The organism is Acinetobacter sp. AR_0276, assembly GCF_003000705.1.
Classification (GTDB): domain Bacteria; phylum Pseudomonadota; class Gammaproteobacteria; order Pseudomonadales; family Moraxellaceae; genus Acinetobacter; species Acinetobacter nosocomialis.
This window is the reverse complement of sequence record NZ_PSQO01000001.1, coordinates 23,381-40,907: the sequence shown is the minus strand read 5'-3', so window position 1 is coordinate 40,907 and position 17,527 is coordinate 23,381. Positions and strand designations below refer to the sequence as shown.

16 protein-coding genes and 4 pseudogenes are annotated in these 17,527 nt (G+C 40.6%); 3 read left to right on the top strand and 17 right to left on the bottom strand.

All coding sequences use genetic code 11. The annotated features are described in order from the left end of the window. Nucleotides 1-66 precede the first annotated feature (66 nt). Nucleotides 67-762, top strand: a pseudogene (locus CSB87_RS00215) (IS256 family transposase); the annotation flags it as partial. Here CSB87_RS00215 and CSB87_RS00210 read toward each other — a convergent pair. Continuing rightward, nucleotides 719-1,177: a hypothetical protein gene (locus tag CSB87_RS00210; protein ID WP_031953687.1), complete on the bottom strand. Its 459-nt coding sequence runs from the start codon at nt 1,175-1,177 to the stop codon at nt 719-721. The pseudogene CSB87_RS00215 and the gene CSB87_RS00210 sit on opposite strands and share 44 nt — an antisense overlap. Nucleotides 1,178-1,218: 41 nt before the next feature. On the opposite strand from CSB87_RS00210, the gene CSB87_RS00200 reads away from it, so the two are divergent. Further along, the gene (locus tag CSB87_RS00200; protein ID WP_031953685.1) at nt 1,219-2,151 is read left to right on the top strand and encodes an IS5-like element ISAba13 family transposase; all 933 of its coding nucleotides are present in this window, start codon (nt 1,219-1,221) and stop codon (nt 2,149-2,151) included. Between the two features lie 29 nt (nt 2,152-2,180). Here the strand turns inward: CSB87_RS00200 and CSB87_RS00195 are convergent, their stop codons facing one another. The 6 genes and pseudogenes from CSB87_RS00195 to CSB87_RS00170 form a co-directional block, all read right to left on the bottom strand. Further along, nucleotides 2,181-2,573: a hypothetical protein gene (locus tag CSB87_RS00195; protein ID WP_223155715.1), complete on the bottom strand. Its 393-nt coding sequence runs from the start codon at nt 2,571-2,573 to the stop codon at nt 2,181-2,183. A 379-nt stretch (nt 2,574-2,952) separates the two neighbouring features. Next, a pseudogene (locus CSB87_RS19925) lies at nt 2,953-3,048 on the bottom strand (DNA-binding protein); the annotation flags it as partial. Then, nucleotides 3,046-3,216, bottom strand: a pseudogene (locus tag CSB87_RS00185) (IS3 family transposase); the annotation flags it as partial. The pseudogenes CSB87_RS19925 and CSB87_RS00185, both read right to left, overlap by 3 nt. 201 nt (nt 3,217-3,417) lie before the next feature. Next, nucleotides 3,418-3,702 (bottom strand): annotated as a pseudogene (locus tag CSB87_RS19920) (putative quinol monooxygenase). A gap of 20 nt (nt 3,703-3,722) precedes the next feature. Continuing rightward, nucleotides 3,723-4,721 carry a zinc-binding alcohol dehydrogenase family protein gene (locus CSB87_RS00175; protein ID WP_000649019.1) on the bottom strand — a complete coding sequence of 333 codons (999 nt, stop codon included), beginning with the start codon at nt 4,719-4,721 and terminating at the stop codon, nt 3,723-3,725. Nucleotides 4,722-4,791: 70 nt separating this feature from the next. Then, complete coding sequence (locus CSB87_RS00170) at nt 4,792-5,532, bottom strand: SDR family oxidoreductase (protein ID WP_031953684.1); 741 nt, start codon at nt 5,530-5,532, stop codon at nt 4,792-4,794. A 135-nt stretch (nt 5,533-5,667) separates the two neighbouring features. Here CSB87_RS00170 and CSB87_RS00165 point away from each other — a divergent pair, with 135 nt between their 5' ends. Continuing rightward, nucleotides 5,668-6,567 carry a LysR family transcriptional regulator gene (locus CSB87_RS00165; protein WP_021511106.1) on the top strand — a complete coding sequence of 300 codons (900 nt, stop codon included), beginning with the start codon at nt 5,668-5,670 and terminating at the stop codon, nt 6,565-6,567. A gap of 50 nt (nt 6,568-6,617) precedes the next feature. Here the strand turns inward: CSB87_RS00165 and CSB87_RS00160 are convergent, their stop codons facing one another. The 10 genes from CSB87_RS00160 to glnT form a co-directional block, all read right to left on the bottom strand. Further along, entirely contained in the window at nt 6,618-7,634 is a 1,017-nt protein-coding gene (locus tag CSB87_RS00160) for a zinc-dependent alcohol dehydrogenase family protein (protein ID WP_031953682.1), read from the bottom strand. Then, complete coding sequence (locus CSB87_RS00155; protein ID WP_006582121.1) at nt 7,624-8,619, bottom strand: zinc-dependent alcohol dehydrogenase family protein; 996 nt, start codon at nt 8,617-8,619, stop codon at nt 7,624-7,626. The genes CSB87_RS00160 and CSB87_RS00155 overlap by 11 nt, the downstream gene beginning before the upstream one ends. 329 nt (nt 8,620-8,948) lie before the next feature. Next, nucleotides 8,949-9,851 carry an IS481 family transposase gene (locus tag CSB87_RS00150; RefSeq protein WP_079282246.1) on the bottom strand — a complete coding sequence of 301 codons (903 nt, stop codon included), beginning with the start codon at nt 9,849-9,851 and terminating at the stop codon, nt 8,949-8,951. Between the two features lie 60 nt (nt 9,852-9,911). Beyond that, complete coding sequence (locus tag CSB87_RS00145; RefSeq protein ID WP_004704274.1) at nt 9,912-10,127, bottom strand: hypothetical protein; 216 nt, start codon at nt 10,125-10,127, stop codon at nt 9,912-9,914. 371 nt (nt 10,128-10,498) lie between these two features. Next, nucleotides 10,499-10,708, bottom strand: a complete 210-nt coding sequence (locus CSB87_RS00140; protein ID WP_004704276.1) for a hypothetical protein — start codon at nt 10,706-10,708, stop codon at nt 10,499-10,501. Between the two features lie 53 nt (nt 10,709-10,761). Continuing rightward, on the bottom strand, nt 10,762-11,961 hold the full coding sequence (locus CSB87_RS00135) for a tyrosine-type recombinase/integrase (RefSeq protein ID WP_031953678.1): 1,200 nt from the start codon (nt 11,959-11,961) through the stop codon (nt 10,762-10,764). Nucleotides 11,962-12,962: 1,001 nt separating this feature from the next. Beyond that, nucleotides 12,963-14,297: an FMN-binding glutamate synthase family protein gene (locus tag CSB87_RS00130; RefSeq protein WP_004704280.1), complete on the bottom strand. Its 1,335-nt coding sequence runs from the start codon at nt 14,295-14,297 to the stop codon at nt 12,963-12,965. Nucleotides 14,298-14,324: 27 nt separating this feature from the next. After that, on the bottom strand, nt 14,325-15,050 hold the full coding sequence (locus CSB87_RS00125; RefSeq protein ID WP_004704281.1) for a hypothetical protein: 726 nt from the start codon (nt 15,048-15,050) through the stop codon (nt 14,325-14,327). A 33-nt stretch (nt 15,051-15,083) separates the two neighbouring features. Further along, entirely contained in the window at nt 15,084-15,998 is a 915-nt protein-coding gene (locus CSB87_RS00120; protein WP_004704283.1) for a class II glutamine amidotransferase, read from the bottom strand. Between the two features lie 66 nt (nt 15,999-16,064). Next, entirely contained in the window at nt 16,065-17,462 is a 1,398-nt protein-coding gene (gene glnT / locus CSB87_RS00115; RefSeq protein WP_004704285.1) for a type III glutamate--ammonia ligase, read from the bottom strand. Nucleotides 17,463-17,527 lie beyond the last annotated feature (65 nt).

Here is a 17,527-nt window from a genome sequence, read left to right as displayed (position 1 = left end):
GTAAATTAAATTGTGTAATTGCCTGAATTTGCTATGTTCATATTCACAACGGAGTCAGGCAACATGATGAACGAACAAAAACTAAAAGACCTTGCAGCAGAATTTGCTAAAGGAATCAAAACAGAAGACGATCTCAATCAATTCACCCGATTGTTGACTAAACTCACTGTTGAAACGGCTCTCAATGCCGAACTTACCGAACACCTCGGACATGAAAAGAATGCTCGTAAGAACGGTTCAAATGCCCGTAATGGTTATTCTAGTAAGACAGTGCTTAGCGATGATGGGGAGATTGAGATCACCACACCACGAGACCGTGATGGTACCTTCGAACCTCAATTGATTAAGAAAAATCAGACCCGTATCACGCAAATGGATAGCCAGATTCTATCCCTATATGCCAAAGGTATGACTACCCGTGAAATCGTGGCTACTTTTAAGGAAATGTACGATGCTGATGTATCTCCAACCCTCATTTCCAAGGTGACTGATGCCGTCAGGGAGCAGGTTGCTGAATGGCAAAACCGCCCGCTGGATACGATCTATCCCATCGTCTATATGGACTGTATTGTGGTTAAAGTCCGTCATAATGGCAGTGTCATCAACAAGGCTGTATTCCTTGCCTTAGGCATTAATCTTGATGGACACAAAGAACTGCTCGGTATGTGGATGGCTGAGAATGAAGGTGCCAAGTTCTGGCTGAATGTCCTGACTGAGCTTAAAAACCGAGGATTGCAAGATATTCTGATCGCCTGTGTGGATGAGAAGTCTTAACTTTTAAATCTTTGTGCAACAAAGCCGTTTTAGATTCACTTTTTTTACAGTCTTTTGAAATTTTTTCTAAGGTTTTTAGACTCTTAGTATCATTAAAAGAATTATTTAACATATCAACGCATTTATCGTTATTTTTTAAAGAAGTACAGTATTGATTTAATTTATCTTTTGGTACTATTTTATATAGAATGGAGCTTATTAATTGAATTTCTTTATATTCTTCTGATAACTTAACTTTATCAAAATATTCTTTTGCAGTAGCTTTATCTTTTAATATATAAGCTCCGTAACTCATACACTTTGATGCTGAGTAAGGAGCGAGTATTTTTTTATTGTGTATACCATTAAAACAATATAGGTCTACTTGATCATTTTTCCTTAATTCAGAAGGGCTTTGTTGCACAAACCTATCTCTAAAGGCTTATTCCACAATATAATTTTCAAATGAATAAGTCGACACCTAAAATTTATCGCACAACCAATTGGTCTTCATATAACCGAGCTCTCATTAATCGTGGAAATATTGCCATTTGGTTTGATCCTGCTACGCAATGGTATGCCCCATCAAAAGGCAAACAAGGACGAAATCAAACTTACTCCGACGCAGCTATCCAATGCTGCCTAATGATTAAATCTCTCTTTCGATTGTCTTTACGCATGGTCACTGGCTTTGTTCAAAGTCTCATCCATCTTTGTGGGTTAAATTGGATAGCGCCAGACTACACTACAATTTGTAGACGACAACAGCATATTGATATTGTGATTAGCTATCAAAAAAGTTGTGATGGACTGTATCTAATCGTTGACTCTACAGGTCTGAAATTCTTAGGTGAGGGTGAATGGAAGCGTAAAAAACATCAGCCTGAATATCATCGCCAATGGCGTAAATTACATATTGGTATAGATGCTAAAACCTTACAAATACGCGCTGTTCAGCTCACAACCAACAATGTGAGTGATTCACAGGTACTTGGTGATTTACTCGACCAGATTCCACAAGATGAGAGAGTTGACTCCGTCTATACCGATGGAGCTTATGATACCAAACAGTGCCGACAGGTCATTGCGGATCGGCAAGCACATGCAGTGATTCCACCAAGAAAAAATGCGAAGCCATGGAAAGATAAAAAGATGAGCTCGCTAGAACGCAATGAGTTGCTTCGAACAGTTAAACGTTTAGGAAGAACTATTTGGAAGAAATGGTCAGGCTATCATCGGCGAAGTTTGGTTGAAACCAAGATGCATTGCATCAAATTATTGGGGGATAAACTCAGTGCGAGAAATTTTCAAAGCCAAGTCAATGAGATTCATGCAGGTATGGCAGTATTAAATAAATTTACGGACTTAGGCAGACCACATACCCGAGTTGTCACTTAAATTTGAGTAGATATGAGAAGTCTTAACTTTTAAATCTTTGTGCAACAAAGCCATTCAGAAGCGTAGTCGGTTTGTTCTGTATAGGCTCTAAAAGTATGGTATTTGCTATTTAAATTGATAAAAACTTCATTATTTTCTATTTGTACATTTTGTACTGATCCTTTAATTCTGAACCATTTATTACTATATTTTTTATAAAATAAGACCTGATTTTCTTCAAAATCTTTTTGAACTTCGTCTGGAGTTACAGCATTTTCAGGAGATTTTTTTATAATTTCATCCCATTTAATGAATGTTTTTCCTTTATCTAACCATGCATTGTAATCATTCTGAATAAGTGAGATTTCAATTGTATTGTCCTCAGTTGCGTTTGAATAATTTGACATCATTAGCATTAGTAAAGGAAAGATCCAATATCTCATATTCAGTTATTCTCAATAAGTAGAGTTTATTATATTAAAAATTTATTTAAATTACTAATATATATAGTTTATTTTATATGTTTTCGTTTTTTTTAAGTTTTTTATCCTAACTCTTTCCAAATTTTCCATTTAATATCATTTGGGTCTATTTCAGTAGTTTTAAAAAGAACTCCAAGTAATGGCATTTTACAGTTTTCCTAAAATTAACATAATACACCTTATACGAAATGCGTTATAATTCTCTTGAAAATTCAACGCTGTAGTTTCTTTTTTGCCCAACCTCCCCAAGGTGGGCTTTTTTTTTATGATTTTTCACGTTCCACGCTTATTATTTAATCAAAGTTTCACGACTTTATTCATATTAATTAAACAATCGTGGTTAATCATAGGGTTTAAAAAAACGGCTCCAAAAGCCTCTTTTTTCCGTTTCAGGCTGTACGTGTTCAGGAATAGGAATTCGCTTATTCTCGATTACCCAGTTTAGTGTCGCAAGTTGTACATCTGCTAAACCTTGCCAATCTGCTTTTAAATATTCAATCACCTCTGTTTTGTATAAGTCATTCACCGTTTCAGCCAAAGCAATATCATATGAATCACCAGTCGTACCGACTGATGGTCGTAAATTTGCTGCCTCTAAACGATGACATTGTTGTCAAAATGCAGGGTACTGGTGGCTCCCCTTAGGGGCATAATTTGTTGAAGCCTAGGTTACTACTAAAAAATTAAAAAATTAAAAAATTAAAAAAATATTAAAAAATAGGAGCTTAGAGCTCCCATTATTATGTTAGCTTTCTAAGTCTCTATGTTAATTTGAAGAATACTTCATCATAATGTCCGAATACAGCTATATTTTTTTGATTTCTATAATATCACTTGATTCAATTAACGAATGGATATTACCAAATAAACTTTGAATATAATCAGAGGCTATATGGATATCTAAATCCTCCCTGCTACGCCATTCTTCTAAGAAGAAATATCTACTCGAGTCATTTTCGCTAATATAAAGCTCATATTACAAGCATCCTTCTTCTTGAAGCGTAAGCTCTATTACACTTTTTAAAAGCGCTTCTAACGTCTCTTTTTGATCTGATTTTGCCTTAAAGTTCGCAATTATTGAAATAGTCATTATTTCACCTTGAATTTGTTTTAGAAGTTTTCTAGTACAATTTTGCCTTTTGACTTGCCTGATTCAAGTAACTTATGCGCCTTCTCCAAGTTTGCAGCGTTAATTTTGCCTAGATTTTGGTTGAGGGTACTTCTAATTTTTTGCTGGTCAACTAATTGGGCAACCTGTTGCAATAGATCACCTTGCTTTTCAATATCATCGGTTTCATACATTGAACGGGTGAACATCAACTCCCAATGGATAGAAATAGATTTAGTCTTAAACGGCATAATATCAAATGTTTGTGGATCATCGATCAATCCAAGCTTGCCTTGTGGTGCAATCAGAGAAACTATTTGGTTGATATATGTTTCTGTATGATTTGTAGAGAATACGTATTTTGGTTTTGCAATGCCTAGTGTCTCGATTTGTGCATTTAAATCTTTGCTATGATCAATGACATGGTCGGCACCAAGTGATTCCACCCAAGATTTCGTTTCTTCACGCGAAGCAGTTGCTATAACCGTCAGATTTGTTTTTGCTTTTAGGAGTTGGATAGCGATTGATCCTACACCGCCTGCACCACCAATAATTAAAATACTGCCAACTTCTGTTTCTGAAATTTGAAACCGATCAAAAAGCATTTCCCATGCCGTTATTGCAGTTAATGGCAATGCTGCTGCTTCTGCATTAGATACTGTAATTGGTTTAAGACTGATAATTCGTTCATCGACTGCTTGAAACTCAGCATTACTACCATCTCGGGTTAAATCGCCAGCATACCAAACAGAATCTCCTACTTTAAACGAGGTAACTTTTGAGCCAACTTCGATAATTTCCCCAACGGCATCCCAACCTAAAATACGATTATTTGCTTCAGACGAATTTTTTCTCACTTTGGTATCAACTGGATTCACAGAGATTGCCTGAACTTTTACCAGTACATCACGCTCCTTAAGCGTAGGCTTTGCTTTTTCAATATCTACCAATGAATTTTTAAAATCATCATGGTTATTTATAACATACGATACGGCTTTCATAGATTTGTCCTTAACTTTAAAAATATAGTAAAAATGGGAGCGAGGTGCTCCCATTTTTTTTATTCAATTATTAAAACTCTTGGCTCGTTGGGCGTAAAACTATTTCATTAATATCTACATCCGCAGGCTGCTCAATTGCATAAGCAATTGCTCGAGCGACTGAGTCAGCTGGTATAGCTTGTTTGTAGAAATCAGTAACAAACTCTGAACTTTCTTTATGAGAAGAACCAAATTTTAGTTCTGACTCAACTGCACCAGGCTCAATAGTCGTCGTTCTAATTGTTCCCCCAACTTCATGACGAAGTCCTTCAGAGATGGCTCTTACAGCAAACTTAGTACCGCTATAAACAGTACCTCCTGGACTAAATACTTTTATCCCTGCAACAGATGCGAGATTAATAAAGTGTCCAAAGTTTTGTTTTTGGAAAACAGGTAGGGCAGCTGCTATACCATAAAGAACACCTTTAATATTAATATCGATCATACGATCCCATTCATCAACTTTTAGCTCACTTAATGGTGCAATAGACATTAATCCAGCATTGTTTACCAATACATCGATTTGACCAAATGCGCTTAATGCCTTTTCAATAAGTGCTTGTACTTCATGTGGTTTGGTTATATCCATACCAATAAATTCAGCTTGACCATCTTCAGCACGAATATCCTGAACAATAGCCTCTAATTTTTCAGTACGTCTAGCACCAAGTACAACCTTTGCACCTTTTTTAGCAAGGAAGCGAGCAGTAGCTTCACCTAAACCACTACTTGCACCAGTGATAACAACAACTTTATTTTCTATATTATTCATACAAGTAACCTTCAACCTATCTGTCAATCATATTTGATGGGTTAAGTATTACAGCCTTGTTAGGTATAATAAATGAATAATATTATCTTTCAGAATTCCTATTTACGGAATAATTGCCATAACACAGGATTGGACATGCATAACAAATTGGAAATGATGCGTATCTTTTGTGTCGCATCAGAGTCTCGAAATTTTAAAGAGGCAGCAACTCAGCTGGGTATTTCCCCACAGGCAGTGACACGGGCAATAAAAGAACTAGAAGAGCAGCGCGGAGAGATTCTGTTTTACAGGAGTACTCGACAAATTAAAATTACCGCTGATGGTGAGCGTTTGGCAAAGCAAGCACGTTTTGCGGTGGGATCGATCGATGCTTTGTTCGTAAAAGACACCAAGGAAAAACGAGATGAAATGCGTGGGACTGTCCGTCTTACTGTGTCGTCTGTGTTAGGGCGCAAATTGGTAGTACCCGCACTAGCAGAATTTGCCACACGTTATCCAGATATTGTCGTGGATTGTGTGCTAACCGATTCACACTCGGATGTGATCGATGAGCGAATAGATATCGGGATCAGATTTGGATTTTTGCCGGACAATCGATATGTGGCAAGGGAATTGGCGAAAGTGAACTTTTATTCTGTGGGTACGCCAGAGTTAATTGATAAGGTTGGAATGCCCAAAAAAATTATTGACCTAGATAAATACCCTCTAACAGCATTAGTCGATCATAAAACAGGACGTTACTGGCCATGGACATTCACCGAAAGTCGAAGCTTTACGCCATCAAAGCCCCGTTTTATTACAGATGATCTAGAAGCTGAATTTCAAGCGATTCTCGCTGGAGTTGGATTCGGACACATGCCTGGATTTCTAGTTTTGCCGTGGCTTAGGAGTGGTAAGCTCATTCAGATACTTCATGAGGAAACCTCTCCTGTTTGGCGCCTGTATTTATATCGTCCACAGCGGGGCCCGACACCTTTGCGAATCCGAGCATTGTTTGATTACTTAGTGGAAGTGCTGGGCCATATAGAAACTTGAATCAGATGGAACTAACCTTATTTCTAGAAAGTAGAAATCAGATAAGACCATCATGTATTCAGAGTAACTACAATTTTTCCTATTTGCTGATTTGATTCAAGATAGCGCTGAGCGTCATGCATGTCCTCAAAGTTAAAGCAACGGTCGATCACTGGACGAAGATATCCTGCACCTATACTGCTAAGAATAAATCGTCTGGCTTGCTCCCTTAGAACAGGGTCATGCAGAACCTCAAGGAACAAAAAACCTCGCATGGTTAAGCTCTTGCGTAATGCAACTTTAAGGGGAAATGGTGTGATCTCAGGGCTAAGCGCACCATGCATAACCATCGTTCCTCCTACCGACATCGCTTTTGCAATCTGTTCAATATGCGGCCCTCCTACAGCATCGAAGGCGACATCAAGATGTTCTCCCCCCAAACGTGAAACAAGCGCCTCATACAAATCTGGTTCATCTTCACTGGCTATAACATTTTTAACACCGAAATCCAGTAAACGTTGCTTTTTCTCTGTCGTTTGTGTACTTGCAATGACCTTTGCACCGGCTGCTTCAGCGATCTGTATCGCAGCTAGTCCTACGCTACTTGAAGCTGCTGTGATCAAGATCGTTTTTCCTTTCGAAACTCCACCAGCATGGATTACACCACCCCAAGCCGTCAAATACTGCATCCAGATTGAAGAAGCTTCTTCCCAGCTTAAACTATCGGGTTTGTGAACTAAAAAAGTTTCTGGAATCAGAAGCTTGTCCGCATATGTCCCATATTTGGCTAGATTGTCAGTCGGAAGAATCGATACTGCATCTCCTGGAGAAAATTGGCGTACACCTTCACCTATCGCCAGAACTACGCCTGCTCCCTCATATCCCAGACGAGAAGGGAATACTGCCTTTTGAATATAAGTACCACGCCGAAACATTACATCAGCCCGGTTGAGTCCGATCGTTTTCATCTGGATTAGAACTTCTCCTGCGGCTGGTAAAGCAACAGGAAGTGTTTCTAATGTCAGAACATCTGTATCTCCAATACTATTGAAGCGCCAAGTCTTGGCCTGAAGTGCATTAAATGACATCTATAACTACCTTAATATTGGCAGAGCGATCTTGAACAGCATCATGAGCCTCAATCGCTTGGTCTAGAGTAAAATGACGAGGATCAACAATAGGACGCAGTTTACCTTCCTCAACAAGACGAGTAGCGATCTTAAGGATATCACCATGATGAGCACGGCGATTGCCTGTTAACATCGGCATTAGGACGAATACGCCAGACACTGTGGCACACCGTAGAGATGAACTCGCTAAATTATGATTACCAAATGCAGCACAGCTGGTAATGTGGCCATAGTGAGTTGTCATGGAAAGTGAAGCATCGAGTACTGGACCACCCACAGTGTCGTAAACAATGTTAAAACCTTGACCCTCAGGGCTTGCAGCAATAATGTCATCGGAAGATGCTGTTGTGTAATCGAGAGGTGTTGCACCGAGTTCTGAAATCAGTGATTGATCAGCTGTACGACCAGTCGCCCAAACATTTGCATCAAGTGCTTTTGCAAGCTGAACAACCATATAACCAACGCCACCAGCACCACCCTGAACCAGTACAGTTTGCCCTGGTTGGACCTTCGCATTATCCACTAAACCTTCCCAAGCGGTGAGGAACGTCAATGGTAGTACTGCTGCCTCGCGCATAGAGATATTTCGTGGCTTTAATGCGATCAGATCAGCATCTGCTACAACATATTCTGCTAAAGATCCTTGAAGACCACGAACGCCACCAATCAGACCGTAAACTTCATCTCCGACGTTGAAGTGGGTGACACCTTCACCAACAGCAGTGACAACCCCAGCCATATCTGTTCCCAACACGGCAGGAAGCTCTGGCATAGCATATGGTGCTTCACCAAGACGAATTTTATAATCAATAGGGTTTACACCACTAGCATGAATACGTACTAGAACTTGCCCAGCCTCTGGTTGAGGTATAGGGAGTTCTACACGTGTAAATTCATGATCACCAAAATTTTCTAAGATAAGAGCATTCATCATCTTATTCATAATTGTTCCTTATTTTTAACTGGAGGATGATGTGCACAGTACCAAAGTAAATTAATCCAATAAATGATATTTATAGGATTTAATAATTCCTAAATAATGAATAATAAATATCATCCGCTCACTAAAGATATGCTAGTACAGTACCTAAACCGGACATTTCTATTTTGGGCTTACACGACTTGTTATTCCAAAGTAGAAATGTCCGGTTTCTCCAAAGTAGAAATGTCCGCTTTTAGAATATGCGTATTTGCGATTATTGAAGCGGACTGTTTGATATGTTGGTGTCTATGTCGGATGTGAATACTATTACCTCCACTGACACCAAGATTTTAGCATAACTTTTCTTTTAATCGTTCATAGGGTGTTTTGCCATTCATAGCTGCATGAGGTCGGGCATAATTGTAAAATGCCTCCCATTCGGCTAGCTTGGCTTTTAAATCAACATCATCGGTATAGTCTAATAACTGGTAGAACTCCATTTTCTCCGTCTTATGAGATCGTTCGACCTTACCGTTATGTTTGGGTGTTCGGGGTTTAATATAGCGATGATGAATGGCCAGATCATTCAGATGCCAATGGAATTTGGATTGAAATTCATGACCGTTATCAGTCTGAATGGTATGGATACGGAAAGGAAATTTGTCTATCACATCATTGACGAAATCAATAGCATTGGCTTGATTATGTCTATCGTAAATCTTTAATGCCCTAATTCTAGTTGCATCATCAATAGCGGTATATTGATAGCGTTTGACCTGTTTTCCCTTCTGATCTTTAAAAAAAAGAAACTTTACATCAACTTGCACATGATGCCCTGGTACTTGTTTTTCATAACGTTGATGAGTAGGAATAGAACGTTTACGCTGATTTTGGGGTAACCGATTCATGCCATGCCGTTTTAAAACATGGTATACGCCAGCTGCTGAAATCTTAATTTGGTGATAACGCCATAAATACCAACTGATCCGTAGCCGTCCAAAATGATAGTGTTGACGTAAATGAATAATCTTCTCTTCGATCTCAGCAGGGGTGCGTAATTTAGGGTTCTGTGGGCATGGCTTACTGTTGACTAATCCTATCTCTCCTTTGGATTTATAATTCTTCTTCCAACGATAAAAAGTATCTCGTGAAATACCAAAATATCGACAAGTCAATGCAACATTGCCATTTTGTTCAGCATGAGCAAACACTTTTAATTTATGGGCAATTTCCCGTTGGGCTTTTGTACTCAAAATTGAAACTCCTTTGACATGATATAAAATTTACCAAAATGTCAGTAGAAGTCTCAATTTTCACACATTATATTCCCCGTACTTAAATTCTTTATGATTAATCGCTTTATTGTATTGTTCTGAAACATCACGCCCTCGCAGACTAATATCATCGAGTGTTAATCCATTTTCAGCTAAGTAGGCTTCCGCATAACCCGCACAGAACTCTTTACGGCACTTTTCTAAAATTAGGGTTTCATATTCGATCTGATGCTCATCAAGATCACCTATTGGCAAATCATCAGGCTGTACTTATTTGGACATTTCAACTGCTTGACAGGGAACCTGTTTTAAATGAATTAGCAGAAATTAAAAAATATTTTCTTTTAATCTTTCCAGATAGTGTTTATCAATTAGCCTAAGTTGTTTTTAAAATTTATTTTTTAAATATAAAAGCTCTAAACCAAAGAAAGTTTTTCCATAAAAATATCAATGAATTAAAAATTATACGATTTATTGAACTGAATATATGGAGCATGAATTCTTATTTCTGGTCTATCAGACAAGCCGATCCTAATAGACCACTAGCACAGACTAAAATTACATAGGTCATTCAGTCGCTTCAAAGGCTAGTTTTTGATTAACTATGATGACATACAAACAGCCAGCTATATTCTCTCGGAAAGTGATGCAGGAACTTTTTCATTCTTGCTAATCATATCATCGACAACATCAGCAATGAGCTCTACTATTCCTGAAAGCGCTTTAGGCTGATCCGCATCAAGCCAAGACAATAATGGAAACTCAGCACACAATCCAACATATTCATTATCTTCTGCTGACCATATAACACGGTAAGTATATTGTTTGCTATCCATTTGACACCTCACAATTTTTTAAGTTTATGTTTTTCTGTATAAAAGTACGATTTTCACTTAGTAGTACTTAAATAATCACCCCACCACTGCATCATTTCAGTCCGTTGAGCTAAATAGTCAGCGTGATTATAGCTGGCACGGGTACGGTTCTTATCAATATGTGAAAGTTGTGCCTCAATCCAATTATCTTGGAACAAACCTGAGTCATTCAAAATGGTACTAAAAGTAGAACGTAATCCATGAGAAGATAGTTGATGTTTGCCATACCCCATCTTACGTATGGCCATATTTAGAGTATTAAAATGAATCGGTTGATTGTGTTTGCGAGGGCTAGCAAAAAGGTATTTTTCACCGTATGACCACTGCATGACGTCTTTCAAAATCTCTAAAGCCTGATTTGAAAGTGGAACTAAAAAATCTGGAATCTCATGGCCTAATATAACTTTTCGTCGAAACTGTTTAATATGCAAGGCAGGTATTTTCCAGATTTTTTCATTTAAATCAAAATGATGAGGCTCAGCCAATAACAATTCGGCCCCTCTCACGCCAGTATGTAATTTGAACATCAGTGCTTTTTTAATAATGGGATGGGCATCCAATTTTTGTAATTTATTCTTAAAATCAGATATTTCCTCCGCTTTCAAATACGGATAATTTTTCTTGATTTTGCTGTTAATGGTGATTTTATTTAAACCATGAGCGATGTTGAACTCACAATAACCCATCGCTACAGCGTAGTCATAAATTTGGTTCAAATAACTACAAGCTTTTTTGACAGGTTCTTTTACTTGGCGTCCCTCTATTTTTTTGATTACTGAAACCAGGTCATAGCGCTTGATGTTTTGAAAAGGTAAATCCTGAAGGTCTGGATAAATATCTTGCTGTAAGCATCTTTCTGCTAACTGTAGTACACCACAGCGGGGTAGATCGTTGAAGGCATTCTTCAGTTTGAACTGTAACCACTCCTCCCCGACCTTACCAAAGGTGATAAGATTAGAGGCAGTATCATGTTCAAAACAGAAATTATTGTCTTTAAAGTCATCTCTGACTTGTCGTGCCTTTTTCAGCGATAAATTAGGATAAAGACCTAACTGAATGCGTCGACGTTTTTTAGTTTGTGGATCTGTATAGCGATAGCACCAAGATTTTCTTCCACTCGGCTCAATCTTCAGGCTAAGCCCATCTTCATCGGATAAAAAACGCGTTTTTTCCTTGCAATGAGCTTGGCGAACTTTAATTTCAGTAAGACTCATGAAATTTAAATAAAACCTATCAGAGGATTGATTGCATCAATTATATCAAAATAGAACGCTTTATATATGATGCGTACCATACGCATCATACTATTTTTTAATTTATTGTTTTATATTAATTTAATTTTTAGTATTTCATTTTTAGTTACCAGCTTAAGTACCACCAATATTACTTGCAAGATATCTGAAACTGCTGCTCTAGGAATTTAATGCCGAGAAAGAGTTAAATTAACTTGATCAGCGAGTTTTTTATGTATCCAAATATGCCCCCCCAACGAAGACAATAAGACAGTCAAACGGTCAGGCAACAGGAGTATGATGTGAATGAATAGAATATTGGCAAAGAACCACTGAATTTGGCAACCGTTCTAGGGAGGCTATTACAGGGGATAATACAGCCTAAAACCTTGGACGGCTTTAAGCCGCTTACGATGTCACTTTCTGTGAAGATCCCGCTGGATATCAGCAAATGGAGATTATGATAAGGCGCTGGATCTTAGCCAACCAGTGATGGTCAAACGGGGTTCTTGGCAAGCCGAGCTTTTCTGTGCCAGTCGCCGATGAAATTGTGATTTCGATTTCTGAGAGGTTGTGCACTAATTCAATCAGATCGCGGATGATCTGTTGACTGAGCAGATTCGATCAGAAATGCTCCATATGATTCAAAGCCGGATTGAACAGAATATTGATTTATTACATGCAAGATAAACATCTGTATGAGGATAGATAGAAATTTTATCCTTCCCTGTATGTTCCTGTGGCTTAAAAATCAGTCTTGAAATATGACTAAATTTGGAAAATTCTTATTTTAAAATAAATGGGCCAAGATCATTGCAAATGACCTGATGGAGAAATATTTATCTATGTAATTGTATTTATTACAAATAAAATATTTAAAAAAGATTTAATCTAATAAGTTTCAGCAACCTTGCAAGATTTAAATCAGGTTATCGATGAGATCATCAGATGGAGATGCATCATCTCCATCTGATGAGGGTTTATTAATACTGCGTTTGACCTGGAATCCAATTGGTTCCAGCAAGCGGTACACGAGCCATTGCCGCCGCCTCGACATTCAGTGCCACCAGATCTTCCGGATCCAGATTATGCAAATGCGATTTACCGCAGGCACGTGCCATGGTTTGTGCTTCCAAGACTAAAACACGCAGGTAATTGGCCAAATGGCGTCCACCTTCAACCGGATCGAGACGTTTTGATAGTTCTGGATCCTGGGTCGTAATCCCTGCAGGGTCACGGCCATTTTGCCAGTCATCATAATAACCCGCTGCTGAACCAATTTCTTTCAGTTCTTTATCTAGACGCGGATGGTTATCTCCGAGCGCAATCAGCGCTGCTGTACCAATTGCTACCGCATCTGCTCCCAATGCCATCGCTTTGGCCACATCGGCACCTGTGCGGATACCACCAGAAACAATCAGCTGAACCTTACGGTGCATGCCCATTTCCTGCAAGGCTTGTACCGCTTGCGGAATGGCAGGAAGAATAGGAATACCGACGTGCTCAATAAATACTTCCTGGGTCGCTGCTGTACCGCCTTGCATACCATCCAGCACGATCACATCTGCACCCGCTTTCACCGCCAGTTTTACGTCATAATATGGACGGCTGGCCCCGATTTTGACATAAATTGGCTTTTCCCAATCGGTGATTTCACGGATTTCGGCAATTTTAATTGCCAAGTCATCTGGACCCGTCCAGTCCGGATGACGGCAAGCACTGCGCTGATCGACACCCACTGGCAAAGTACGCATGCCTGCCACACGTTCCGTCACTTTCATGCCCAGCAGCATACCGCCACCGCCGGGTTTAGCGCCTTGTCCGAGTACGATTTCAATCGCATCTGCTTTACGCAAATCGTCAGGATTCATGCCGTAGCGTGATGGCAAATATTGATACACCAATGTTTGCGAATGACCACGTTCTTCAGGGGTCATGCCACCGTCACCGGTGGTGGTAGATGTGCCGACCATAGAGGCACCGCGGCCTAAAGATTCTTTGGCATTGGCAGATAATGCACCAAAGCTCATACCGGCAATCGTTACAGGAATTTTTAAATGAATCGGTTTTTTCGCAAAGCGTGTACCCAGTACCACATCAGTACCGCATTTTTCACGATAGCCTTCCAGCGGGTAGCGTGACATGCTTGCACCAAGCAGCAGCAAATCATCAAAGTGTGGCACTTTACGTTTGGTACCACCGCCACGGATGTCATAGATGCCGGTTGCCGCTGCACGCTGGATTTCTTGAATGGTTAAACGGTCAAACGTTGCAGATTCACGTAACACGGGTTCAAATTCTTGGATAGTTTGAGTCATGATTGATTGCTCCATTATTACGCTTGATTAGTATGCAGATGCATTGTCGACTTTGAAGTTGTACAGTTGGCGTGCCGAACCATAACGTTTGAAAGAAGCAGGATCTTCATCAAATCCGGCTTTAGACAGCAGTTCTGCCAGTTCTGCCAGATGTTCCTGACGCATTTCTTTTTCAATACAGTCTGAACCTAGAGACTTCACCACACCTTTGACATAAATTCTGGTTTCATACAGCGAGTCGCCCAACGCGTCGCCTGCATCACCACAAACCACCAGACGGCCAGCCTGTCCCATGAAGCAGCTCATGTGTCCAATACTGCCGCCTACCACAATATCGACGCCTTTCATTGAAATGCCACAGCGTGCCCCAGCATCCCCTTCAATGACCAGCAGACCACCATGCGCTGTTGCGCCTGCTGCTTGAGAGGCATTGCCTTTGATATACACTGAACCTGACATCATATTTTCAGCTACGCCCACCCCAACATTACCGTTGACGATGACATGAGCTTCTTGATTCATGCCGGCGCAGTAATATCCGGCATGGCCGTCAATGGTGACATTCACAGGGGCTTTAATGCCAACTGCAATATTATGCTGGCCGCCTGGATTGCTGACTTTCCAGTCTACAATGCTGTCGGTCAGTTCTTTGCTATGCAGGGCCTGGTTTAAATCACGGATGCTGTCTACGCTTAAATCAAATTCATCTTTTAAAATTGAAGTGCTGATTTTTTCTGCAAATGCTGTATTCATAGGGTTATTCCTGTTTTCTATTCTGGGTCATTCTTAGGCGGCTTGATCTGCACTGCGTTGCCAAACATATAAGGTGGCTGGTTCTGGTTCCCAAACCTTGGCTTTGTCAATATTCGGCAATGATGCCAAGGCTTGATATTCGGAGGCCATGGCCACATAGTCATCGGTTTCTGCCAACACTGCCGGTTTACAGGCAATCGGATCACGGATCACGGCAAAACCGTTTTTGGTGCCAATGGCAAAGGTAAAGAAACCGTCCAGATCATCCAATGCGTTGTTCAGTGCTTCTGCCAGAGAATCCCCTTGCTGTAAACGCCAAGTCAGATAGCCTGCAGCCACTTCGGTATCGTTATCTGTTTCAAAGCTGATGCCTTCACGTTTTAACTCCTGGCGTAAACGGGCATGATTAGACAGAGAACCGTTATGCACTAAACATAAATCAGCGCCGGTAGAAAATGGATGACTGCCTTCCATAGTCACTGCACTTTCAGTGGCCATCCGGGTATGACCGATAATGTGACTGCCTTTCATATTCGCTAAACCGAAACGCTCAGAAATTTCGACCGGCAAACCCATACCTTTAAGAATTTCAATACTTTGACCGACACTCATGATCTTGAGCTGTGGGGCAATTTTGCCAATCGCCGCGCGCACTGTTTGTTCATCAGATTTTGCTTTAATGACTGCAGCCGTGGCGTTTTGGAACCAGTCCATGTCGGTGTTCAGTTCCGCTTTCAGTGCTTCTGCAAATGCAGACCAGTCAAATTCATCTTCAACCGACTGCAAGGTGAGTTTGACCCAGCCCTCAGACACTTCGTCACCATAAATGGCAAAGCCTGCGCTGTCAGGACCACGCCCGGTCATCGACTCCAGCATCGGTTCAAACAGTTTACCGAGTTGTGATTCCAAAGCTGGATTTTTTAAGTATAAGCCTACGATTCCGCACATAATTGTTCTCCGCTAAATGCTCTTTTTAATTCATGTCCTAGGGACGCTATGGGGTGAAAATAAAGTTTAGAAAAATTCGGTATAGCGCTGAATTTCCCAATCTGAAACATGGCGGCTGTATTCAACCCATTCCATGCTTTTTTGCAGGATGAATTCGTCAACTATTTCAGCACCGAGAGTTTCTCTAAACAGCGGATCTGCTTTTAGAGCCTCGACAGCTTCTTTCAGGGATTGAGGCAGGGTGCCAATACCACGTGCAGCAATTTCTTCCAAACTCAAGGTATACAGGTTTTCATTGCATGCAGGTGGCGGGGTCAGTTCACGTTCAATACCGTCTAAGCCGGCAGCAATAATCGCTGCAGAAACCAAATAAGGGTTGCAACCGGCATCCGGCAAACGCAGTTCAATACGGCCATAAGGGATACGAACCATGGCGGAGCGGTTATTTGAACCATAGGCAATAAATGCCGGTGCCCAGGTCGAACCTGAAAGGGAGCGACCCACCACCAGGCGCTTATATGAGTTCACAGTTGGGGCACAGAAGGCACACAGGGCCGGACCATGCTCAAGCAACCCTGCAATAAAGTGATAGGCCATTTTTGACAAGCCCATGCCTTGCGGATCACTGTCATCATTAAATAGGTTGCTGGATTCTGCACTGCCTATCGACAAGTGGAAATGCATGCCATTGCCGGCACGTTTCGGGTCTGGCTTGGGCATAAATGAACAGACCATGCCCAAATCATTGGCAATTTCACCGGCCGCCATACGGAAGAACGTGAACATATCCGCCGAGTTCATGGCATCACTATAGGTATAGTTAATCTCAAACTGGCCGTTTGCATCTTCATGGTCAATTTGGTAAATATCAAAACCGACTGGAATTAAAGCCTCGGTAATCCGTTCCAGGAACTGGCGTGAACGGGATAGACCTTTATAGTCATAGCAGGGCTTGTCCAGATTGTCTGACTCATCGACTGCTTTCAGTTTGCCGTCTTCACCACGGCGGAACAAGCTGAATTCAGGTTCCAGGCCGGTATTGAGGGTCCAGCCTTTAGCCGACAGGCGCTCAACTTGTTTGCGCAGTACATAGCGAGAATCGTAGGGATGCGGTTTGCCGTTGACATAGCCCTCACAGACCACACGGCCATAACCGGGCTGCCAGGGTACCGGTGTTAAAGAAGATAAATCACCTTTCACCATAAAGTCTGGACCATGCGGCTGCATTCCCATCCCTGAAATGGCAAAACCGGCAAAACCTACCCCTGCACCTTCAATGGCTTTGAGACCCGAAATCGGTACAGATTTCGTTTTTGCTGACCCATGAATATCGACAAACTGAGCCAATACATATTTTAATTGATGATCATCAATGACTTTCTGTACTTCTGCACGGTACTTGGGCTTGCTAATGATGTCCTGTTCTTCTTCAAAGAACTCTTTTACGATGGCCTGCTGGAACATATTTGACATACTCCCGATATGACAAAAAATGATATTTGGCTCGAATAATGCACAGATATTTGATT